This window comes from Desulforapulum autotrophicum HRM2 (assembly GCF_000020365.1).
GTDB lineage: Bacteria > Desulfobacterota > Desulfobacteria > Desulfobacterales > Desulfobacteraceae > Desulforapulum > Desulforapulum autotrophicum.
Genome location: NC_012108.1, coordinates 3,315,127 through 3,338,062 on the forward strand (window position 1 = coordinate 3,315,127; position 22,936 = coordinate 3,338,062).

The window sequence follows — 22,936 nt, forward strand, 5'->3', positions numbered from 1 at the left end:
AATCCACACCGGGTAAAACCCCCTTCCCGCCCACTCCTGCCGATCCAGTTCTATAAAATAATATTCAAAATTCGCCGCAAAGGTTCAGCAGCCCCCCACAGCAGCTGATCGCCAACGGAAAAGGCCGTGAGATAGTCGTCGCCGATAGTCATTTTCCGGATACGTCCAACGGGCACGGTCAGGGTGCCTGAGACAGCGGCAGGGGTGAGATCGGTGATGCTGGTCTCCTTGCGGTTGGGAACCACCTTGACCCAGTCGTTGTTGGCGGCGAGCATGGACTCTATTTCACCAACAGGCACCTTTTTGTTCAGCTTGATGGTAAATGCCTGGCTGTGGCACCGCATGGAGCCGATCCTGATGCACTGGCCGTCAATGGGGATGGGGTTGTCCGACCGGCCCAAAATCTTGTTGGTCTCCACAAACCCCTTCCACTCCTCCCGGGTCTGGCCGTTTTCCATGGCCCGGTCGATCCAGGGGATCAGGCTTGCGGCAAGGGGAACGCCCCAATTGTCGGTTGGAAAGGCCTTGGATCGTATGGTGTCGGTCACCTTCCGGTCAAGGTCGAGTATGGCCGATGACGGGTCGTCCAGCAAACCGGCTGCCTGGTTGCCAATGGCTGCCATCTGGGCCACAAGCTCCTCCATGTTTTTTGCCCCTGCCCCGGATGCGGCCTGGTAGGTCATGGAGGTGATCCATTCAACCAGATTGTTCTCAAACAGCCCACCAAGGGCCATGAGCATGAGCGATACCGTGCAGTTGCCACCGATATAATTTTTGATTCCCCTGTCAAGGGCCTGGTCGATCACCCTTCTGTTCACAGGATCGAGCACGATGATGCTCTTGTCGTCCATTCTCAGGGTCGATGCCGCATCGATCCAGTACCCCTTCCAGCCGTTCGCCGCTAGCTTTGGCCGCACAGCCTCGGTATAGGCACCACCCTGGCAGGAAAGAATGATATCCATTGACATGAGGGCATCAATATCATGGGCGTCCACCAGGGGTGGGGCATCCACACCCACATCAGGTGCCTTCATCCCGGCCTGGGAGGTGGTGAAAAAAAGCGGGCTGAACCCCTTGAAATCTTCCTCTGCCATCATCCTTTCCATGAGCACCGACCCGACCATTCCCCGCCAGCCAACAATACCTACCTTCTTCATTGTTTACTCCTTTATTATATTTTTCATGTAAAACGCTAAATCCATGATTTGTTCTGTTCAGAAACGTTTTACGCTTATACCGACAAAACCTTTTTAAGGTCAATACCATATTTTTCCATGGAGTTTCCCAGGGTGCCCCTGTTGATGTTCAAAAACGCGGCCGCCCTTGTCTCTTTGGCCCTTGTCTGTTGAAGAGTCTGGAGTTGTTGCAAAACCGAATTAATTTACTTGAAAAATCAGATATATCCGATAGAATAAGATTCCAACCCCATAATACCGACAAAAAAAGAAATCCAGGAGATATATGCCGGAAGATTCCAAGGATAAAATAGAATTAAACAGGCTCAAAAACCAGATCAAAAAACTCAGGATTGCTAAGGAAAAGGCGGAAATCAAGGCAACGCTTGCCCACACCGGAAAAATGGAGGCCCTCTACACCATGGCAGGAGGGATTGCCCACGATTTCAACAACATTCTGTCGGCCATATTTGCCTATTCCCAGTTGGCAATCAACCATATTTCCGACCCGGAAAGGGCAAAAATAGATATTCGGCAAATCCAGAAGGCCGGCCAGAAGGCTTCGGATTTCACGGGGCAGATAATGTCGTTTTCCAGACGAACAGGCTACAACAAAATCGCCATGCCAATTTCCAATGTGGTCAAAGAGGCCCTGGAACTGTTCAGTTCAACCAGCCCTGAAACCATTGAGATTGTGGACAGCATCCATTCCAGCGCCTTGATCATGGCCGACCCCACAAGCATCCACCAACTCATGCTCAACCTTTGCACCAACGCCTTCCATGCCATGGCAAAAACCAGAGGCGTCCTGACCGTGGTCCTGACGGAAAGGGCCATTACCACGCCCCCCCCCATGTTTGCCACCCTTCAGCCGGGAAACTATCTTGAACTTACCGTGTCCGACACGGGCCACGGCATGGATTTACAAACCATGGAGAGAATATTTGAACCCTATTTCACCACAAAGAAGACAGGCCAGGGAACAGGCTTTGGCCTTGCATTGGTCCACAGCATTGTAAAGGACCACGGGGGGGAGATCTTTGTTAAAAGTGAACCGGACAAAGGAACCCGGTTTCACCTTTTTTTTCCAATTATATGAATTTGCCGGCAAGGTTGGAGTCTATGACATAAATGCACACCTCGTTGGCTCCCTGCTCGGTGTAGTTGAATTTCACCATCATATTATTGATGAGAAACTCCACGTCACTCCGGATACGCTTGTCATAGGTTTTAAAGCCTTCCGTGTCATAATCCTTGATGGCGCTCCTGAAGTTCTCGTTTTCCAGGAAAGGTTCTAACACCCTTTTTTTAAGATTGTGCACATAGCGTTCATGCAGTGAGTTAAACAGCCGGGTATCGGTAATATCCTTGCCTTCAACCATCATTTCCACGCTCAGGGCGTTGGTGGTATACTCCTTGAGGACATCAATGCGCATGATCTCACGGCGCTGCTGATCTGCATTGGCGGCAAAGAGCCTGTTTTCTATACTTTCGAGGTAGGCGTTGGTGATGTCAAGGACCTCGCCTGTGAACAGGCACTTTGCCGTGGAGCCGATCTCAAAGTTCACGGCCGAGATGTAATTCTTGACGTCCAGGGCGATGCGATCCTCATTGTAGTAATAGAGAGATTCCTTGACCTGTTGGAGTACATTGTAATCGTACATTCGTAAAAGGGACTCAAGAAAACCAGCAGGGATCAGGCCCGCTCTCTCCTTCATGAGGTTGCGGAAGAACCGGCACAGTTCCGGCATGGTGATGAGGCTGTCTTCCTTTGCATGCATGGAATAGAACTGATCAAAGATGCGGATGGAATCCCGCCCTGAAAATCCGCTGCTCCCTTCGGTATTTGATTCCTCAATGATCCTGCGCCAGAGTTTGGCGGTCAGAGCCTTTCTGTCATCGTCCTGGAGCCACTGGGGAGGCGCTCCCGAATAAATCTCCATCTTGAGCAGCATGAGATTCGCATCGCAGTAGCGCCGGTACTTTGCCGGATCGCCGATCCATTCTAGCATCACGTCCGACTTTTCCTTGAGCCTTGAGCTGATCATTACCCTTGCAAAATTTTCCATGACCATGGGCAGAAAGCTGTCCATGACATGGCGGCCAAAGATGTTGGTCAGAACCTTGACCTCGGTCTCCACATCAAGGACATAGGGAATGTTGATATACTGAATCCGGTCGGAAAACGAAGGAAACTCCCTGATATTCTTCTTGTCTTCGGGATTCATCAACGCAAGAAACAACGAGTTGACGTTCTCCTCCAGATCTTCCACCTTGTGGATCGCCTCACTGATGATGTTATGAAGTTCGACCATGCGCTCGACGTTGTGGGACTTGATATCCATGAGGGCATAGACACCGTTGTTTGTCTTGGCAAATCTTGAATAGACGTAGTGGATGAGATTGCTGTCACGGAACAGGTTATTGATCCGGGTCTGGAGCATGGGGTTGGTGATCACGTTGTTTTTAAGGGGTTTATCCCCGGGGTTAAAGACGGATATGCCCTTGCCCATGCGTCGGCTGAAAAAGTAGGGTCGCGCATAAAGCATGTTGAACACCTCTTCAATGCTTCCGAGACGCTCAAAAAGGGCCTGGTAGATGGACGAACAGACGGTGCACGCCTCCTGGCTGAACACCCACTCATACTCTTTTTCAGTAAACAGCCGCCACTTGAACTCATCGTTTCGGATCAACTTGTCCAGCATCCCCCGGCGAAGGTGCTTGGGGATGATCAGCAAAGGATTGTCATGGGAAATGCAGGGAATCTCAAGACAGGCCTTGTCAACCCCGTGGTTCAGCTCATCCTCAACCGTCTGGTCGATCAGATCGGGATAGTGTCGTTCAAGGATGTGCACAAGCCTGTCAATGCTGCTGGTTCGTTCGGTCATACCCGGTTGGCCGAGTCGATTGACATCTATCCGCCACAGGGCCTCGTAACGCATACCCTCTTCGGTGTTGGCATAGGATTCAAATCTTTTCAAAAGGTTGTTCAAGAAGGTGCTCTTTCCACAACCGTGGGGGCCATGGAAGATGTAGATACGGTTCTGCTGGGCACCGTGGCGAAGCCCCTCCATGTGCTTCATCATGCGGTTGGCAAACAATCGGTCTGCAAAATAGGGATTTTCAGACCCTTCCACAAAAAGTTTTGAGCAGTCGTAATAGGTGAAGTTAACCTCTCCTGAATCATCGGGGACGTCGCTGTTTGCCACCTTGACGTGGGAGAACATCATATCATAGAACACCTGAAAAATATTTCGAATCACCCGGGCCGGCTGCTTTTCAATGAGATCCAGAAACTGGATAAAGGTGAGGGGCTTTCGCTTTTCATGGCGGGCACCATCCTGATTTAAAAAGGCAGCTGCAATTTCTGCAGGCGTCTCATCGCTTGCCATCCCAAGGGATTTTTTATCCATCTCCATTTACATCTCCTGTTTGTGGAGCTTGCGATTCTCCATGACATACATGAATCGTTTCCAGGTAAACCCCTCTTCTTCCTTGAGCAAATCCTTTGGCGCCACTGGGTCCCAGAAGTTGGCCGGTGCCTGGGGGGCAACGGCTGAACGGATGTACTCCCAGGTTTCAAGGCGCACAGGAGCGCCCCAGAGGAACTCAATACCGATCATGGTATTTTCGATAAAATCTGCCTTCAGGGGCTTGCCCTCAAACGAGTGGACCAGGTAAAGGTCCCCTTTCAGGGTTTTTTCATGGTCCACACAGATTCTGGGGGGATGGTAAAGGGTGTTGATAATCATCTCCTTGTACGCCTCGGCCTTTCTTGACTTTATATAGTACTCCACGCTCTTGCGCTCTCGGTTGATCCTTCGTCCCGACACAAAGAGTTTGTGACGATCCATGAATTCCTGGTCAATGTATCGGTTGATAAAGGTGAAATCACAAAAATTTTCCCTGATTTTAAAAATAATATCCCTGCCCGTGTGCCGTTCAAGGTCGAACTGTTTGCGCAGGACCTGGTCTTTGAGGGAAAAATAATCAAACGAATAGCACCCCCTGTCCTCCATCTCCCATATGTGATAAAAAAGCCTCATGCCCAGGGCGTAAGGATTAAGGCCCACCTTGGGCATGGCCGTGACCCCGGCATTAACCTTTGCAAAACTCACCTCATGGCCCTTAATTCTGTCATCGCCCATGAACAATGTCTCGTGCCACAGACTTGCCCACCCCTCGTTCATGATCTTGGTTCTGATCTGGGGCTGGAAAAACAGCGAGGTGTTGCGAACCACCTCAATAACCGACTTCATCCAGGTGTTTTCATCTTTTTTCAGGAACGTTGAATGTTCAAGGATGTACTGCATGACGTCGGGCCGGGGATTGTCCTTTGCCCCTTTCTTTTTCTGGTAAAGGGCCTCAAACTCAGGATACTTTAAAATAACATCGACAAAAAAGAGTTCGTCCGTGTAGGTGCCGCTTTTTTGCAGGGCATTGTAACGGTCGATCTCCTTTAAATAGGCGTTGGTTTTGGCCTTTTTCTCCTGCTGGAGAAAAACGTCAAAATAGTAATCAATGCGATCGACCCTGCGGGTTCGCGGAGTGATATTCTCAGCAACAGTGTCATGGTATCCAACAATGTTGTCAATTCCCCGGGCAAACTCGATGACATAGTCCACCCACCGCCCTTTTTCCGAACGATACCTTGCAATGAGCCGCTTGTCCGCAAGGGCCTGGCCTTCAAAATCATAGGACCAGGTGTGCTGGAAAAAAAGATTGTTCTGGAAGAAATCAATATGCCCGAGCACATGGTAAAAAATCATGACATTGAGCCAGTCAGGGTTGTTGTCGTTGTAGAAGGAGATGGCTGGCCTTGTGTTGATGACAGTTTCATAGGGATTATTCGGGTAGAGTTCGTATTTCCCCTTTTCAGAAAGCACCCTCACGTCGTGGACCCAGTAATCGTAAAGGGTAGGAATCATCACCTTGGGGCCAAGTTCAATAAGATCACGATTGGTGACGATGTACTCAAGGGTTTCATCGTCAAACACGAGTCCCTTGTCCCTTGCCCTTTTCTTGCACCCCTCCATGATCTGCTTCACATGCTGGTCAACGATTTCCATGGCATCTCCGCTGGAAGATAAATTAGGAGATCAGTTGTTTAATCCCCTGAATGATCCTTGCATCATCGGCATCCTCCTTGAGCGTGTCCATTTTAAAAAAAGCACTCTTTTTCTCAAGAAGACCCGATGCCCTGATATACTTTTCAACCTCGGTCTGGTTGGCCCGGGCGTATTGATGTTCCGCAATGGTGATTCCCACCCTTGCCGCATAGCCAAGCATCTTCTCAAGCTCAACCAGGGCATCTTTGCCGTCGGTGTCCCAGTCATCGCCGTCCGTGCCGTGGAATACGTAAATATTGTAGTCCCTGGCAAGGCTCTCCTGCTCGACGACCTCATTGACAAGCCGGTAGGCCGACACCACCTTTGTGCCTCCTGCCACCTTGTACGAGTAATATTTATAAAAATCGTCCACCTCCCGTGCCTCGGTGTCGTGGAGAATGAACCGTGTCAACACCTGGCGTTTATACTGGTATAAAAGCCAGGAATAAATCATCACATGCTGGGAGACAATGGTCTGGGTGGGCTTTCCCCCCATGGATCCCGAGTAGTCCCGGAGAAAAAACACCAGTGCCTGGGATTCGTAGGCCTTTTCCCGGGATAAAACCCTGTAGACCATATCCCTTGGCGAAATGAGAAAACCTGAGGTGTCAATTTTGTACGGGTCCGTCACCCGGCCAAGGGCGATATTGGTCTGAACGATACGCCTGAGCGTTGCCTTTTTATCAAGCACCTGGCCAAACCCCCGGTGCTTGTCCGTGAGTTCGTACACATAGCGTGCAAGGGTCCTTTTTTTGCCCTTATCCTTGAGGTTGGGAAGCTTGAACTCTTCGCTGAGAACCTTACCTAATTCATAGGCGTTGGACTCTATCTCATGTTCGCCGCCGCCACCCTCTCCGGGTCCCTCACCCCCGCCTTCTCCCTCAGCTTCGGGTCGAATGGGCTGCTCTCCGATCACCTCGCCCTCTTCTCCTTCTCCGGTGCCGCCCGTGGGTTCACCCTCTCCCTCCTGTTCCATGTTTATCTCATCGTGGACAAACTTTTCCTCAACGGTTGTCGGCACCACAACGACCCTGTCCCGGCTGCCCTGGCCGGGCTTTACAATGCGACCAATTCGGATCTTGGGCTTAAATCCGTCATCTTCGCGCTTTTTATCCCGTTCAAGGAGTTCGTCCAGAGTGATCATTTATTTATCATCCTCCTGGCTGCAAAAATACTCAATGGTTTTGGTGGAACAGGTCCTGCAGTAGCCCAGTTTCTCCATCATGGTGTTGATCATCCGGTCATGGAGCTTCTGGTTCTCCTCGTTGGTGCGGTTGGCAAGGGCGCCCACCAGACTGCCTGCACCTGCAATGTCGGATTTTAACCGAACGTCGGTGATGGCCTTGACAAGTTCAAGGTTGTCCATGAAATCATAATTGGGATCAATGGAAATCTTCTGGCCGTAAATCTTGCGAATGGAGTTGCGAAACGAGGCCCTCTGCTCTTCGGTCTTGAGCCCGAGCCGTTCTTCCACGTTCTTGATGTAGCGCTCGTCAATCTTCATGGCCTTGAGCTCCCCTGTCTGGGGGTCCTTGTACTTCCACATCAAGTCAGGACCGAGGTGCTCGGCATCCACACCAATGATCATGTTGATGTAGTTCATCACATCCTTTTTAATGGCCAGGGGCTCGTCCATGTAGGCGTTGAACATCTCGGTCATTATCCGCTCCCGGTAAAGCCCCCTTCCGATCTTGAGGTCATCCATGAATTTGGTTCGGTCCGAAGGATCGGTGACATAGTCGAGGACCACCCGCTCAAGGGTGTTGAAGATGTCCAGGGCAAACATGCAGTTGCCCTCGTTGGTTTCGCTGCTCTCTAACAGCAGCTGGATGGACCGGCCCAGGTTCCGCTGACCAAGGCCCTTCTGGCCAAACCGCTTGGTGATGTCGGTTCCCTGGTTCAGGGTGTCGATGAGCTCGGCCAGGGTCTTGAGGCTCTTTTCGCCTGCCACCTCGCCTGCGGCAAGTTTCATGGTTTCAACCGGGGTGAGTTTTTCCGATTTGGGAAGCCGGGTGAGCACCACACCCACAGATGCCGCATAGTTGAGATTGGGGTCCTGGTGGAGCTTGTCACTGTTCAGGGTAGTCTTGACATCACTGCCGATGGCGTAACGTGTCAACTCCTGCTGGAGTTTGTAATCGGTGTTGTGGGCCACATAGCAGATGCGGCAGCGGTCCACAATGGGTGCCTCCTCCCTTTCTGCCAGGAACGAATCAAATTCAGAGTTGTTGCTGGTGGCGACAATAAGGGTATCAATGGGCCACTTGTAACCGTCGATCTCGATGGTCCGATTCTGGATCACCCCCAGGTAGACCTGGACAAGGTCCTTTTTGTTCTTGTAGATTTCGTCGGAAAAATGAATCCCGCCACCGGCCACCCGGGCAAGGGCGCCCCTTCTCAGGTCAAACCGGTAGGGGTTGTTGGTGTCGGTGATGTGAAGCAGGCGCTGGATTGATTCTTCGCCCAGAAGGTCCACGGCAGAGCTTGTGATCTTATCCTTTGCAGGATATTTACCCGTGATGGTTCCCAGGCTCTCGGTCATGGGAACAGGCACGATATCGATGAACGAAAGCATTTCTTCCATGTCAGCATCGGCATACTCCCGGATCTGGCTCCAGATGTAACTGGAACAGGCCCCAAGTGGACGATATTTCGCAAACAGGGTATCGATCTCGTGGTCGGACAGCCTGACTGTTTTGGCAAGATAGGTTTTTGTTTCGTCCATGGTTTCGCACAGCCCCATGGCAAGGATCATGGGGTCCTCATAGGTCTGGGACTCAATGGTCGTTATCCTGCCGTAACCATTTAACTTGTCAAGGTTCTTAAACCGAAAGGTGTATTTCCTGTTTTCCGGCCGAGAGAGAAACAGCCGATACTGATCGCAAAGGTAATCAACAAAAAAGGTCTTTCCATTGCCAGGCTCTCCAACAAGCACAAAGGCCATCTCCCTTGAAGACCCTCCCTCGGAGGCATCCTTGACAAACGACACAAAGCTGTTGATTTCGTCGTACATGCCAATGAGGTGCTTTTTCCCCTTGTGAAAAATGTCAAAATGATAGGTGGTTTTGCCCTTTACGCTCACCTTTTCAACTCCGCTTTCAAGGATCATCCGTGTGACCCCCTGGAAGGCGTCCTCAAAGATCCGCTTCCCAGTTTTCAACGCATCAATATGAAACATTAAAGATTTTTGATCTTTATTTTCACCCATTGTTTCCTCCCTGACAGCACAAAAGAGGTTGTGCTGCAAAACCTGGTTGAAATATCTGAAACCTGAAACTAAGAAGAAGCCGTTACCTGTTAAATGAGGTATATCTTACAAGGTGTTTTATTATGAAGAACCCCCACGAAATCCGCAATGGGGTATTTTAATTTCGTTGCATCCAGGGCGGATACCCTGCTCCGGCCATGCCGACTATTATGAATAATTTATTGTTGAAATAACTATATCAGGGGAAATATTGCCATGTCAAATTATTCAACAATAAAAGTTCACCCCGGGTTTAGGATATGATATTGTATCTTTCAAAACATGGATATGGCCTTGATGTCAAAATAGAGAATCAACCACGGAGACAGAGGTGACAATGCCCTTAAATGATTTTTTTAGCCCCCAAGCCCTTGCAAGGGAGATAGACCAGGGAGAATCCTCAGTAAGATTCTGGCTGAACCGCTTCAGCCCATGGTTTCCCCATACCGTTGACAGGGGACAGAAACGATATCCAAGGCAGTCCATCGCCACTCTTTTATTGATTGCCGAAAAAATCGATGACGGCATGATTCCATCGCAAATTGAGACTTTTCTTGAGGAGAACGCCCTTGCCACCGGAAAAGAGGCAGAAGCCAGCAACAGAAAACAAAAAATTGACGAAACGGTAAGTAAAGGACTGGACATGATTCAGTCCCTCCTTGGCACCATGGCCACCCTGCAGGAGAGAATCGCAACGGCCCAGGAACGACGGGCCGGGGCCGACGAACAAAAGGCCCGGGCAATTGAGAAAAGGGCCGCGGCCGAAGAACAAAAGGCCCTTGCCATGAATGCAATTGCAAAGGCCCTCAACGGAATGAATCAGGGTATTCCAGGGCAGGTGGTGCCAGAGGAAACCAGTTTCGAAGCCCCCCGGGCATCATCTCCGGAAGCAAACCCTGGGCCGGAAATTGATCAGTCCCCCCAGAGTCTTCTGAAAGACGGCATCCCTGAAAAGTCCCTGGATGACCTTGGCATGCTGGTGGAAGACACTCCTGAAGAAACCCTGGACGATCTTGGCATGCTGGTGGAAGATACCCCGGAGGAAGCCCTGGAAGACCTTGGCATGCTGGTGGAAGACACCCCGGAGGAAGCCCTGGACGACCTTGGCATGCTGGTGGAAGACACCCCTGATGAAACCCTGGACGATCTTGGCATGCTGGTGGATGACACCCCTGATGAAACCCTGGACGACCTTGGCATGCTGGTGGAAGATACCCCTGATGAAACCCTGGACGACCTTGGCATGCTGGTGGAAGATACCCCTGATGAACCCCTGGACGACCTTGGTCTGCTGGTGGAAGACACCCCTGAAGACCCCCTGGACGATCTCAGCATGCTGGTGGAGAATACCCCTGATGAACCCCTGGACGACCTCAACCTGCTGGTGGATGACATTCAGGATGAACCCCTGGACGATCTTGGCCTGCTTGTGGACGATACACCTGAAGAACCCTTGGTCGAGGGCGATGCCGGACTGGATGACTCAGATCTGCTGGGAAAAGAAGAAACGGCCTCAATCAAACCGAACATCACCCCTGATGAAAACTTTGAATCATACAAATCTGAAATCATCAACATCATCATCCAGCTGAAAAACCAGGGATCAAGCGTGGAAGAGACAACAGACCGATTCAACAACGACGGAGTTCTGACGCTTTCGGGAAAACCCCGTTGGAGCACCAAGGCCATTGACCAGATCTACAGGTTCATTGATGCCGCAAAAAAATAGGACCATCCCCGGCAAACTCAGTTTACCGGCATGATGTATTAGCTATTGCCTGACCGAAAACCCGTGTTTGGATGGCTCGAAGAGTAGCTATGTTCACAAACTTGCCCAGATGCAAGGCGCGAGCAAAGCTGAAACCGGAGCGTACTATCGTACATGAAGCCCGATTTATAAATTTGGTAGCTTTGTGAAGCAACGCAGCAGGTGGGTGAGTTTTCGTTCAAACATTAACTATTTTGCCTTGGCAATCTTGGCAAACCGGGTATCGACAAAGCCGTCAAGATCAATGAGGCTGGTCATGACCTTCATCTTGTCCATCATGTAGTGCTGAATGGTATCAAGATCCTCAATAACTGGAAACAGCCTGCTGGTTGTAATCCGGTCCGGGGGGTCGGTGAGCACTTTTTGAATAACCACCTTTTCCTGGGCAAGGAAATTGGCCCCGATGGCCGAGGCAGGATCCGGCTGGGCATCAATGGCAAGACCTGATTTAACAAAGCTTGTGGTCAATTCCTGGACCGCTTCGGGATGCTTTTCAATGATCTCGTCACGCATGACAAAAACACAGCAGGGATGTCCTGGCCACAGATCCTTTGAAAGGTAGAACTCCTCTCCAAGACCCGATGCAATGACCTGGGAGCCAATGGGTTCTGCAACAATAAAGCCTCCGATTTCGCCATCTTCATCATATTGAAGGGCTTCGGGCATCTGAAAGGGTGCCACGACCTCAAGGATGACATCCACATCCTTTTCACCCGACCTGCCCGGCTTCAACCCTTTTTCCGACAGCAGCTTATGGAACAGCATATTATGAATGGAGAGTTGATAGGGGATCAACACAGTCTTTCCTGCAAAATCTTCGATTTTCTGAATGTTTGCCTTTTTGTTTTTCACAAGGATGCTTCCTGAACGGTGGGCCAGAAGAAGCAGTTTAAGGCCAACCCCTGACTTGTAGAGATCCATGGCCGTGGGTGCCAGTATAAGCGCACCGTCAAGGGCTTTTGTGGCAAGGGCGTCAGCAACTTCGTTCCACCCGTTTTTCAGAACCGTCTGGATGCCGCAGTGATCAAAGGTTTCCATGCCTTTTTTCAGCTTGAGATCGGTAACGCCAAGAATGAGGTGATCTGTGATCTTTAGATGTCCAATCTTTAAAATTGGTTTGTCCGCCATAATACCTGCCTCCAAGTTTTAATCCGAGCTGTCACCGATGCCCAGCATTCAATTTAACCCCTATAGGTCGCTACTATAGGGGATGTCTCCCGACCGTGTCAATAGGAATTTCCGTATCCCGCGCCCTGCAAGAGCCTTCTTGTTACAGGCCCCGAAGGCCTGTGCACCACCAAGAACTGCCTGGAGTTGTCCAATCCGCACAAAGGTCATGAGCCCAGACAGTAAACAGTGATCACCACATCAAACACGCCTTGATATAATTCAGAAATAATGCTAAATTCTGTCCTGTTGCAACGTTAAACCATGGAGAAATCAGACCACCATGAAAAAAGATACCCTCAGCCGATTAAAGGCCAAGGAACGCGAAATCCGACAGGACCTCATTATTGAAGCCGCCAGAACCGTTTTCGGAGAAAAGACCTATGACAAGGCGAGCATGGTGGAAATCGCCCGGAAAGCAGGCATCTCAAAGTCCTCCATATACACATACTTCACCAACCAGGAAGAACTCTATGTGGAAATAACCCTCAGGGACACCCGGAACTTCATCAACGCCCTTGACCGGCACATCAAAAATGCAACCCCAGGAGAGATCACCATACGAGGCGTCATCGACCTCTTCCTGGACTATTACCTTGTCCACGAGGCCCAGTGGCGGATGACCACCCACTTTGCCCTCCACGGCAACCGGGGAAAAAGCGCAGTTGAAAAACTTGACAACGTGGCAAGGCAGGTCATGGACCTTTTTCAAAAGGTGTTCAAACAACTGGGATTCAAGGCTGACACACGGCTTCTCGCCCACACCCTTTTTTCAAGCCTGAGCGGAATTCTCATTGCATTCAGGAATTATCCGGGAAGAAGCGACGCCCAGCGTCAACAGCACATGAAGCGCATTGGGAACATGGTGGAGACCCTGTTCATGGCCCTGGCAGAACAAGAAAACCGGGAAGAAGCATAGCACCCCTTCCCATTCTATCCTATTTTGCCTCCATTCTATGGGAAAAAAGAACCATCATCTGATTTCTGTCCTCCATCTGGAGTACCGCCTCAAGGCCGCCGGCATCTATATTGATGTTTAACGCCTCCTTGGTCATCCGCAGCCCAAGGGGATCCTTGGACGCCATGGTTTCGGCAAGCCCTGTGGCCGTTGAAACAAGATCCGCCTTTTCAACCCGCCTGCTTGCAAACCCCAGAGCCATGGCATCATCGGCATTCATCCAGTTTCCCGTAAGCAGAAACTCGTTGGCCCTGCCAGACCCGATAATCCGTGGCAGAAAATAACTTGAAGCCATGTCTGCCCCGCCAAGGCCGATATTGATATAGGCGGCCGAAAATCTGGCATCGTCCGTGATAATGCGAATATCAGAGGCCATGGCAAACGAAAACCCCAGACCTGCAGCAGCCCCATGGATGCAGGAAATGATGGGCTGGGGAGCGGCCCGCATGGCAAGCAGCAGCCGGGAGAGCCGGGCCTGGGCGTTATAGGCCTGAACCCGTGTCATTCCAAAAATCGAACTCCCAAGGGAATCCATGTCAAGCCCTGCGCAAAACCCCTTGGCATCCCCCCCGTCAAGGACGATCACCCGGGTCTGTTCGTCTGCCCGACGCTCAAGCCAGAAGGCGTGGAGTTCCTCCATCATCTCCCCATTAACTGCATTATACTTTTCAGGCCGGTTAAGGGTAAGATATCCCACGGCCCCCTGGACTCTGTATTCAAAAGTTTCCATATTCTCTCCTCTTTTAGTGGTTGATCGAAAACCCGTGTTTGGGCGAAGAATTGCCCATATGCAAGGCGCAAAAAATTCTGAAACCGAAGAGCGTACTATACTACGTGACGGTTGCAGAATTTTGCAGCAACGCTACAGATGGGTGAGTTTTCGTTCAAACACTATATTAATATGCCGCCGTCACAGGCAAGACTAATTCCAGTGGTGTAGGATGCAGCATCCGACACAAGGTAAAGGGCCGCACCCGCCATTTCCGAGGGTTCAGCATGGCGGCCCATGGGGATCTGCTTGACCACAAAGTCGTGGATCTCTTTGTTCTTGATCAGGGCACTTGCAAAATCGGTATCGGTCAATCCTGGAAGCAGTGCGTTTACCCGAATCTTAAAGGGGGCAAGCTCCTTTGCAAACACCTCGGTCATGGAAACAAGTGCCGCCTTTGACACGGAGTAAACCCCCTGCATGAGCCCCGGACGCCTGGCATTAATGGACGCAATGTTTAAAATAGCACCACCGCCGGTTTTCATCATCATGGGCGCTGCCTTTTTAATCATGAAGAAGGGCCCCTTGAGGTTGACGTCAATGATCTTGTCCCACATGCCGGCATCGGCATCGAGCATATTACCGAAATGGGGATTGGTGGCGGCATTGTTCACAAGGATATCCACCCGGCCGTGGCGTTCCTGGATGGTTTTAAAAAGCTGGTCAATCTGATCTTCATACCCCATGTGACAGGCAATGGCCTCGGCATTGAACCCCTTTTGCCGGATTTCACCCACCACCCTTTCCAGGAGATCGGATTTTCTGCTCACCAGAATGCAGTGGGCACCATGTTCGGCAAAGGCCATGGCCATGGCCCGACCAATGCCCCGGCTCGCCCCTGTGATTACCGCTATTTTACCCTTTAATGAAAAGTTCACCATCCTGCGTTCCTCCTGACGATAAGGTTAAACATTATTCTTCCCTACAAACGGATATCTTTTACGCATCCAGGTGTCAACCATTTTAAGGAAATCAACCCGCACCTGCAATTCTAAATTATGGCAATCAACACAGGGAGGGCAGCCGGTATCTGCTTGATGAACATTGAGAAACAAAGGGAATCAGATTTTTGGCCAGGGCAAACCCGAAAAATCGCAAACTGTTTGAGGGAGGAACGACCGAGTTTTTGCGATTTGGGTTTGTCCTGGTCGATAATCCCCCGACTTTATAGGTTCAGCAAGCAGATACCGGCTGTCACTCCAGATGCAGCCACAATTAGAATTGCCGAACTGACCTTTACAATGGGACCAAATCCTGGTAGTGACTACCCTCCCGATAAGGGTCAATATCACAGCAACCTGAAAAAGAGACAGACACAAGATGGAAGAATGGATTTCCCAGATGCAGGGGTTTATCAACACCCCCGAAAAATTACGCAGGATAATTAATCCCACCCCTGAAGAACTGAAGGCCATCAACACCCTTGACACCCGCTGGGGAACCACCCCCTACTTTGCCGCCCTCATGGACCCCGACGACCCCTGCTGCCCGGTCAGAAGGCAAATCATTCCATCACTCAAGGAACTTGAAAACACATATGGCATCAAGAATTACCTTATGTTCCATGAAAACAGGACCGTTGACCCAGAAAGGCCCGACTGCATCGCCCGCCAGTACCAGGACCGGGTGGCCTTTACCGTGACCGACACCTGTGCTTCATATTGCCGCCACTGTTTCAGACGCGAAGTGGTGGTTGACCAGCGTCTCAAGCTCAGATTTGACCTTGACCAGGGCATTAAATGGATCAAAAAAAACAAGGAAATCAAGGATGTCCTTGTCACGGGCGGAGACCCCTTTCTACTGTCTGACCAGCTGCTGGGCGACCTCATCACTCAACTCAGACAAATCGACCATGTGCGAATGATCCGGTTTGGCACACGAACCATCATCAACCTTCCCCAGAGGATCACCCAGGACCTCATGGAAATCCTTGGTGATTTCCACAGGGTTCCCATCTGGATCAACACCCAGTGCAACCATCCAAAGGAAATAACAGACAAAACTGCAAGGGCCGTGTTTGATCTTCTCCGGTGCGGGGTAAACGTGGGGAACCAGGCCGTGCTCCTCAAGGGGATAAACGACGATGTGGACACCTTTAGGGAACTCCACCAGAAGTTGGTTTATACGAGGATCCGGCCCTACTACCTGTTTTATTGTGAGGCGGCTCCCGGCATCGACCATTTCAGAACAGGGGTTGAAAAAGGGTCTCAACTGATCCGGGACGGCCTCCAGGGCCATACAACGGGCCTTGCCCGCCCGACCTATGTCATTGCCACAAACATCGGAAAAATTCCCCTCATGGGAAATGACTACATGATTGAAAAGACAGAAAAAGAGTATCGATTGAGGAACTACCTGGGAGAAGAGACTATCCTTCCAAACATTCCAGACGAGCAATAGCCCGGGCAAGGACGAGATCGTCCCGGGTGGTAATCTTGATGTTTTCTGCACTGCCCTGGGTCATGAAAACCCTATGGCCCAGGTGTTCGACCAGGGATGCATCATCGGTTCCTGAAAAACAGGTTGCAAGTGCATGATCGTGGGCGGCAAGCACCAGGTCAAAGTCAAAGCACTGGGGGGTCTGGACCTGGAACAGACCTGTCCTGTCAATGGTTTTAATGGCAAACCCGTTTTTATCTCCCCTGACCAGGGTGTCTTTTACCGGAACAACGGGAACAACAGCCCCATGTTCCCGGGCCGCCTCTAAACAACGCTGGATCATGGCGTGGTCGGCAAAAGGTCTCACCCCGTCGTGTACCATGACAAGGCAGGACTTACCCGCCTCCCTGAGGATTTTGACAGCCAAAAGCCCGTTTCTCACAGATTCCTGACGGTCACTTCCCCCGGCCACAAGATCAACCCTGGGTTCAAGCCCCTGGGGCTTCAGGATGGTGTCACGGCAAAAGGTCATGTCCTGAGGGGGAACAACCACAACAATGGTTTTAATGTTTTTACAGGCAACGAAGGATTTAAGGGTTCGGGCAAGCACAGGAAGACCAAGAAGATCAAGATACTGTTTGCGAACCAAGGATGCCATACGAAGCCCCTTACCGCCTGCAACAATAACAGCAAAATTCTCCTGGTCAGATGGGAAATGATCAGACATGCCAGCCACCTACCTGAGATAGGAGAGTTCCGGAGGCAGGGGAACACCCTTGCCCATGGAGTCCTCACCATAGTTGACCCGGGCCAGCACCTCAAGATCGGCAAGGGCCCTTGAATCCCCGGTGAACTCCACCTGTTCCACATCCTCTTTCTTTATCTTGCCCCCGGCCCATTGCATGTCAAGAACACTTGACGCATCAAAACTGTCCTCACCCACACGCATGGTGACCTCGCCACCATAGTGCTGGACAATTTTTGCCACAAGCAGGCTGGGTCGACTGTGGAAGCCCCTCTCCTTTGGAATTCCCACAAAGATAGACGAACGATCGATGTATTCGTTCAATACCTCCAGGGTGATCTCTTTGCCGGCGCTTAGAAACTGCCAGGCATAAAAGAGGCAGTAGTTGATGGCCCGGTCAAGGAGAAGGTCAGGATCAATAATGCCTGAAAGGGATTCGCTGACGGTTTTATACATGTCCTTATATTCGACATCATGGAGATGGCGCTCGTAGAAATGGAGCAGCCGCCCCATAACCTGGAGAATATGGAACACAATGGAAAAATGGCTTCTGAGCTGCTTAAGCTTTCGATTGCCGTGGAAAAAGCCACCATGGATCACATAGGAATCAAACGAGCTCTGGAGGTTGTGCAGAAGCATCTCAAAACGGCGGATGCCCACCTCGTTCACCTTGGCCGGAACAAGCTGCCTGATCGTCTGACTGTCATAGCGTTCATAAAAGGAAAAAGGTTCAAAATTTTTGATCAAATCCAGAAATTCACTGGCAATGCTTGTCAGGTTCTGCTGCCGTCGATCACGGTCGTCCAGGTCGTCAATGTTATGTTCGAGCTGCTCACCGGTCATGATGCCGGGAAAGAACCTGACATCATAGCCAAAGCTGGGAATCTCAATGCCAAGTTTGCCTGCCTCGGCAAGGATAACCGGGGCTGCAAGCTTTAACGAGTCCTGGATCATGAGCAGGGTGTCGGTGGACTCTAGTTTAAACCTATGGGTGTTTTTCAGCTCGTAGAACCCGATACGGTTAAGGATATGCTTCTGGGAGTAACCGGCCAGGGCAAGGTGACGCATGGCCGCCGACAACTCCCGGTAAAACACCCACTCCCGGTTGTTCTTTGCCCCGTGGAAATCAAGAAAATCCTCAAGCAGATGGGAGGCCGTGATGAGTTTGGAGTAAAGCTTCTTGGTCAGGATATAGTCGTCTGAATCCACTCCTTCGATAAAACGAATGCACTTGAGATATTCAAACGAGAATAGATTTGCCTTTTCCTTGAACGAAATTTCGCACGAGATTGCCATGGAAGATATTTAAGCCCCAGATCCGATTCACATCATATCATGTTCAGTCTCCTGAACCGCCTTGTCCATCCTGGCCGCAAGTTCTGCCGGAAGGCCATCGATATCCACATTTAAAAACCCCCTGACAATGGTGGAAATGGCTTCTCCCTCGTCAAGCCCCCTTGCCATGAGGTATTCGATCTCACGATTGTCAATTTTTCCAACGGCTGCCTCATGGGAGAGTTCCACCCCGGGAGTGAAACCGGAAAGCTCGGGAATAGCGTGGAGAAGTCCGTCTTTCAGAATCAGCCCCTTGCACTCAAGGTGACCCTTGACGCCAGGCACCATGCTCTTGAGGTGTCCCCTGGAGATGATGGAGCCACCGGCTACAATGGCCCTTGAAATAATTTCAGCCCTTGCACCCGGAGCCCTTAGTTCAACAACCGATCCCACATCCATGTAAGAACCTTTACCGGCCACCAGAATCGAATTGAATCTTGCCGTGGCGTCTTTTTCCAGATAGGTCACAGGATTTGTCACCAGGGATCCAACGGGTTTCAGGGAAATGTAATTGGAGATAAAAACCCCACCCTCCTCCACATGTACAGCTGTCTTGGGCCGGACAGTTACCTTCTCTCCCCACTCGTGGATCATGGTGTACTTCAGGGTTGCACCCTTTTTTACAAAAAATTCGGAAATACCGATGTGCAGTCCCGATTGAAGATGACTGGAGGTGGAGCACCCAGCTATGATGTGAAGCTCGGAATCCTCTTCAGCAATGATGAGGTTATGGACCCGCTGGGCATACCCTTCTTTTGCAATGTGAAGGCAGGTCTGAAGGGGCTTTTCCGTTTTAACACCCTGCCGGCTTCGAATGAAAAACCCCTGGAGGGGCGCATTTCTGGTGGACCGGCTCAGTTCATCCGCTTCAGGGTCAAGCAGGGTCCACATATAACGCTCAAGACCCGGGTCCTGTTCCAACGCCTGGGCAATGCCAGAAATCTCAACCCCCTCCATGGATCGACTGCAATGGACAATGGAGGCGTCCTTTTGAATAAATGAACCTGATCTAAGGGATGACTGTTTTTCTATTCCGACTTTAATAAACTCATCGGCATCAACAGGATCGATACTGTCCAGGCTCTCCTGAAAACCGTGGGTTTCGGCTTCCATGCTGTATTTGGAAAGGTCCACGACATTTGGATCGTCCTTGGATTCATTCAGGCTGAACATCTGACACACTCCTCATATCCGTACTCCCTGATCCATTTTAAAATTTCCCGGGCATTACGTGAACAGCGAAGCTGGCCCTTGTATAGCACCTGGCCCCTGTCTGCAGTTATGTAGTCCAGGATATGACCGGTATGGGTAATGACCAGGGCTGATTTTGCGTCGTCGTTTGTGGAAATCCGGTGACAGGCAGGCTGATTTTTTATTCCACGGTTAAGAAGGGCATTGATACTCTCACCAAGCAGAACAATGGACTCAAGATCCACGCCCGATTCCGGTTCGTCCAGGAGCAGAAGGTCCGGGGCCTGGGCCGCAAGCTGAAGAAGCTCACTGCGCTTGATCTCACCCCCTGACAGGTTGCTGTTCACATCCCTGTCAAGAAAATCCTTGAAATTCAGATGTTCAGACATGGCATCCACATCCATCTTTCGTCCCCGCCCACAGATTTCCACCATGCGGCGGGTGGACAGCCCGTTGATGGTGGGTGGCCGCTGGAACAGCACGCCAATGCCAAGGATTGCCCGTTCGTGCACCGGCATATGGGTGACATCTTCACCCTTGAACAGAATCCGTCCCCGGGTCACCTTGTACCCGGAAAAACCCATGATGGTCATCATCAGGGACGTCTTGCCAGACCCGTTGGGTCCGAACAGAATATGGGTCTCTCCCCTGGGAACATGGAGATTAACGTTCTGGAGAATTTCCTTTCCGCCGATCTCGACCCCAAGCTCCTCAATCACTAACATAATTCATCCTCATAAGCCTTTAAAAAAATGCGGCCCCCAAAGAACACTCACAAAAAAATACGGCCAGATCAGCCAGTAAGCCGAATCCTGTACCCCTGCACGGTTACCCGATGCCGGGGCAGCGATCATTCATCTAGGATGCACGTTGCCGTGCACCTCAAGCAACCTACCCGGAAGCTCAGGCGGGCAACCCTCAAACGCTTCTCTATTTGGTCTTGCACCGGACGGGGTTTACCAAGCTTTTCCAGTCACCTGGAAAACTGGTGCGCTCTTACCGCACCGTTTCACCCTTACCGGGCACCCCAAGGGGTGCCCGGCGGTCTATTCTCTGCTGCACTTTCCTTCACATTGCTGCGACTCCACGTTATGGAGCGTCCTGCCCTGCGGTGTTCGGACTTTCCTCGAAATCTTTCGATCCCGCGATCGCCTAGTCTGGTCCGACCGTATACTTTTTTTGTCTATATCTTCTTGTCCGTACGTCTACTCTGCCTTGACCGTATTCTCCTCGGGTTCGGCATAGTAAAGAATCCTATTACACTGGGGGCACAAAATCAAGCTATTGCAGCGCTGCACCTCAATATAGAGCTGGTGGGGGATACTCATGAAACATCCCCGGCACAACCGCTCCTTTACCTGGACCACGGCTAGCCCGCCACTGGCATCTGAAATCTGGTTGAATTGTCGATAAAGTGAGGGATCCAGGTTTTTACCGATCTCTTCCCTCTGTTTGCGGTACTGTTCAAGGAGTGCACGGTCGTCTTCACCCTTTTTATCAATTTCCGCCTGATCAGCACGTATCTTTTCAGACAACTGGGCAAGTTCAGCCTCCCTTTCCGCAACAATGGCCTCATTGGCTTCCTTGGTCTCAAGGATCTGCATAAAGCTGTTCTCAAGGGATTCCTTGCGTTTTCGGTTGTCGTCTACCTCGCGCTGGAGAGCCTGATATTCCTTGTTGGTCTTGACCTGTCTGAGCTTTTCATTGCTCCGGACAACGCGTTCGCCAAGCATTTGAATCTCGGCCTCAGTCTCCCGGCAAAGGGTTTCAGACTGGCTCAATGCGTTTTTGTGCTCTTCAAGGGCTGTTCTAAATGTAACAAGCTCTTTTTCCACACCAATTTTTTCATTTTCAATCTTTTTAAGAAAAGACTCAATACGAACGGTTTCTGTCTCAGCCTTTTGAAGCTGGACAAGAATATTGACATCCTCCCTGGTTATCTCCTGCATCTTTTCTTCCCCTGTGGCAGCCGCCCCCCCATGGTTCCAGCGGCAAGCATTGTTATACTGTTATGAACGGATCTTTCTCGCCATCAAACGCCTTGACTTTGATCTCAAATCCCGTTGTTTTCGCCCATGCCCTGAGACGCTCTGCAAGGAGCGCTATAACCATGTGCTCGGATGCGAAATGCCCCACGTCAATAAGGCCCAGACCTGCCTGCTCAACGTTTCTTGCTTCGTGATACTTGACATCCCCTGTAATAAAAACGTCGGCCCCTGATTTGAGAAATGTTCCAACAAGGGAACCGCCGCTGCCCGTACACAGGGCAAGGGTATTGACCATGAGATCCCGGTCTCCAACATATCTTACACTGGAGATTTTAAGCCTTGATTTGATCTGCTCCACCAGACGGTTGAGGGTCAATCTGGTTTCAAGGGTATAGATCCTGCCGGTCCCGATTGAGGCATCTTCGGTTTCCGGAATCATGGGCTCAACGCTGGAACCTGGAAAGACATCTATCTGTCGTGCAAAATAATCGTTCAGGCCCTGATGGGCCTTGTCCAGATTTGTGTGGGCCGAGACAATGGAAATCCTGTGGCGTGCACAAAGTGCTATGATCGAACCTTGAATCGAAGAAAAATCAATGGAAGAGATGGGTCCCATCACCAGCGGGTGGTGGGTGAGAACAAGATCAGCCCCCCAGGAGACAGCCTCAGCCACGACCTGGGGCGTTACATCAAGGGCCAACAGGACCTTGGACCCCGGCCATGTTCTGCTGCCCACCTGGAGCCCGGAATTATCCCATGCCTCTGCAAGGGAAAAGGGTGCCATACTGTCGATCAGGTCAAGCAGATCCGCTATTGATGGCTTCATTTCACCCCCGTTTCATGGATGGACAGATAAAAACAAAAAGAGCGTGGTATCAAGTACCACGCTCCCCGGCAAACTTTTTTTCAAAACAGGTATCAATGACAAAGTCATATACGCATATCTATCCATTATGGCATTAAACACAACATCAAACTGCTGCGGTGATGGTGGGCCCACCTGGGGTCGAACCAGGGACCGACCGGTTATGAGCCGGTGGCTCTACCAACTGAGCTATGGGCCCGAACACCCCCATCAGCAAACTCAAGCATTATATAGATTGACC

The 22,936-nt window shown here is 50.8% G+C and carries 18 protein-coding genes, 1 tRNA gene and 1 other RNA gene; 4 read left to right on the forward strand and 16 right to left on the reverse strand.

What is annotated here, in order from left to right:
• Nucleotides 1–50 precede the first annotated feature (50 nt).
• Entirely contained in the window at nt 51–1,157 is a 1,107-nt protein-coding gene (gene asd, locus HRM2_RS14430; RefSeq protein WP_015904768.1) for an aspartate-semialdehyde dehydrogenase, read from the reverse strand.
• Between the two features lie 304 nt (nt 1,158–1,461).
• Between asd and HRM2_RS14435 the strand changes: the two genes are divergently transcribed.
• Nucleotides 1,462–2,274, forward strand: coding sequence for a sensor histidine kinase (locus tag HRM2_RS14435; RefSeq protein ID WP_015904769.1), 813 nt, complete (start codon nt 1,462–1,464; stop codon nt 2,272–2,274).
• Here HRM2_RS14435 and HRM2_RS14440 read toward each other — a convergent pair.
• The 4 genes from HRM2_RS14440 to HRM2_RS14455 are packed head-to-tail and all read right to left on the reverse strand — an operon-like array spanning nt 2,267 to nt 9,491.
• Nucleotides 2,267–4,594 (reverse strand): serine protein kinase PrkA, encoded by a 2,328-nt coding sequence (locus HRM2_RS14440; protein ID WP_015904770.1) that lies wholly within the window; start codon nt 4,592–4,594, stop codon nt 2,267–2,269. The two genes, HRM2_RS14435 and HRM2_RS14440, sit on opposite strands and share 8 nt — an antisense overlap.
• Nucleotides 4,595–6,244, reverse strand: a complete 1,650-nt coding sequence (locus HRM2_RS14445) for a SpoVR family protein (RefSeq protein ID WP_015904771.1) — start codon at nt 6,242–6,244, stop codon at nt 4,595–4,597. It abuts the gene before it with no gap.
• Between the two features lie 22 nt (nt 6,245–6,266).
• A complete protein-coding gene (locus HRM2_RS14450; RefSeq protein ID WP_015904772.1) occupies nt 6,267–7,427 on the reverse strand; it encodes a DUF444 family protein in 1,161 nt (386 codons plus the stop codon).
• Nucleotides 7,428–9,491, reverse strand: coding sequence for a protein PrkA2 (locus HRM2_RS14455; protein WP_015904773.1), 2,064 nt, complete (start codon nt 9,489–9,491; stop codon nt 7,428–7,430).
• Nucleotides 9,492–9,867: 376 nt separating this feature from the next.
• Between HRM2_RS14455 and HRM2_RS14460 the strand changes: the two genes are divergently transcribed.
• Nucleotides 9,868–11,259: a MerR family transcriptional regulator gene (locus HRM2_RS14460; RefSeq protein WP_015904774.1), complete on the forward strand. Its 1,392-nt coding sequence runs from the start codon at nt 9,868–9,870 to the stop codon at nt 11,257–11,259.
• 228 nt (nt 11,260–11,487) lie between these two features.
• On the opposite strand, the gene HRM2_RS14465 is transcribed toward HRM2_RS14460, so the two are convergent.
• Nucleotides 11,488–12,426 carry an ABC transporter substrate-binding protein gene (locus HRM2_RS14465; protein ID WP_015904775.1) on the reverse strand — a complete coding sequence of 313 codons (939 nt, stop codon included), beginning with the start codon at nt 12,424–12,426 and terminating at the stop codon, nt 11,488–11,490.
• Between the two features lie 322 nt (nt 12,427–12,748).
• Here HRM2_RS14465 and HRM2_RS14470 point away from each other — a divergent pair, with 322 nt between their 5' ends.
• Nucleotides 12,749–13,384: a TetR/AcrR family transcriptional regulator gene (locus HRM2_RS14470; protein WP_015904776.1), complete on the forward strand. Its 636-nt coding sequence runs from the start codon at nt 12,749–12,751 to the stop codon at nt 13,382–13,384.
• A 19-nt stretch (nt 13,385–13,403) separates the two neighbouring features.
• Here HRM2_RS14470 and HRM2_RS14475 read toward each other — a convergent pair whose 3' ends face one another.
• Nucleotides 13,404–14,153, reverse strand: a complete 750-nt coding sequence (locus HRM2_RS14475) for an enoyl-CoA hydratase/isomerase family protein (protein ID WP_015904777.1) — start codon at nt 14,151–14,153, stop codon at nt 13,404–13,406.
• A gap of 161 nt (nt 14,154–14,314) precedes the next feature.
• Nucleotides 14,315–15,073, reverse strand: coding sequence for an SDR family oxidoreductase (locus HRM2_RS14480; protein WP_015904778.1), 759 nt, complete (start codon nt 15,071–15,073; stop codon nt 14,315–14,317).
• Nucleotides 15,074–15,512: 439 nt separating this feature from the next.
• Between HRM2_RS14480 and HRM2_RS14485 the strand changes: the two genes are divergently transcribed.
• On the forward strand, nt 15,513–16,592 hold the full coding sequence (locus tag HRM2_RS14485) for a KamA family radical SAM protein (RefSeq protein ID WP_015904780.1): 1,080 nt from the start codon (nt 15,513–15,515) through the stop codon (nt 16,590–16,592).
• On the opposite strand, the gene ispD is transcribed toward HRM2_RS14485, so the two are convergent.
• From ispD to HRM2_RS14520, 8 genes are all read right to left on the reverse strand, one after another.
• The gene (gene ispD, locus HRM2_RS14490) at nt 16,561–17,298 is read right to left on the reverse strand and encodes a 2-C-methyl-D-erythritol 4-phosphate cytidylyltransferase (RefSeq protein WP_015904781.1); all 738 of its coding nucleotides are present in this window, start codon (nt 17,296–17,298) and stop codon (nt 16,561–16,563) included. The genes HRM2_RS14485 and ispD overlap by 32 nt on opposite strands.
• 9 nt (nt 17,299–17,307) lie before the next feature.
• Nucleotides 17,308–18,612 (reverse strand): HPr family phosphocarrier protein, encoded by a 1,305-nt coding sequence (locus HRM2_RS14495; RefSeq protein WP_015904782.1) that lies wholly within the window; start codon nt 18,610–18,612, stop codon nt 17,308–17,310.
• 27 nt (nt 18,613–18,639) lie between these two features.
• Entirely contained in the window at nt 18,640–19,824 is a 1,185-nt protein-coding gene (locus HRM2_RS14500; protein WP_015904783.1) for a SufB/SufD family protein, read from the reverse strand.
• Entirely contained in the window at nt 19,812–20,567 is a 756-nt protein-coding gene (locus HRM2_RS14505) for an ABC transporter ATP-binding protein (protein ID WP_015904784.1), read from the reverse strand. Before HRM2_RS14505 ends, HRM2_RS14500 begins: the two co-directional genes overlap by 13 nt.
• A 60-nt stretch (nt 20,568–20,627) precedes the next feature.
• Nucleotides 20,628–21,007, reverse strand: an RNA gene (gene rnpB, locus HRM2_RS25705) — RNase P RNA component class A.
• A gap of 40 nt (nt 21,008–21,047) precedes the next feature.
• A complete protein-coding gene (locus tag HRM2_RS14510; protein ID WP_015904785.1) occupies nt 21,048–21,791 on the reverse strand; it encodes a zinc ribbon domain-containing protein in 744 nt (247 codons plus the stop codon).
• A 52-nt stretch (nt 21,792–21,843) separates the two neighbouring features.
• A complete protein-coding gene (locus tag HRM2_RS14515) occupies nt 21,844–22,656 on the reverse strand; it encodes a Nif3-like dinuclear metal center hexameric protein (protein WP_015904786.1) in 813 nt (270 codons plus the stop codon).
• A gap of 162 nt (nt 22,657–22,818) precedes the next feature.
• Nucleotides 22,819–22,894: transfer RNA gene (locus tag HRM2_RS14520), tRNA-Ile, on the reverse strand.
• Between the last annotated feature and the right edge of the window lie 42 nt (nt 22,895–22,936).